Below are 273 nucleotides of genomic sequence, written 5' to 3'. Positions count from 1 at the left end.
GTTTACCCGAACCCGGTTCCACACGCACACGTTGTCACCACCACCACCCACAAAACTCTGGCGGGTCCGCGCGGCGGCCTGATCCTGGCGAAAGGCGGTGACGAAGAGCTGTACAAAAAACTGAACTCTGCGGTGTTCCCAAGTGCGCAGGGTGGCCCGTTGATGCACGTGATCGCGGCGAAAGCTGTAGCGCTGAAAGAAGCGATGGAGCCTGAGTTCAAGGTTTACCAGCAGCAGGTTGCTAAAAACGCCAAAGCGATGGTGGAAGTGTTC

General features: G+C 57.5%; 1 pseudogene. It reads left to right on the top strand.

The window, feature by feature from the left end:
- A pseudogene (locus FDX22_RS15985) lies at nt 1-273 on the top strand (serine hydroxymethyltransferase); the annotation flags it as partial.

The sequence above is a fragment of the Citrobacter sp. TBCS-14 genome (assembly GCF_005280805.1).
In the GTDB taxonomy this organism is placed as follows: domain Bacteria; phylum Pseudomonadota; class Gammaproteobacteria; order Enterobacterales; family Enterobacteriaceae; genus Citrobacter; species Citrobacter gillenii.
Note: the sequence above shows the minus strand (reverse complement) of the source record. Positions and strands in the feature narration are given on the sequence as shown.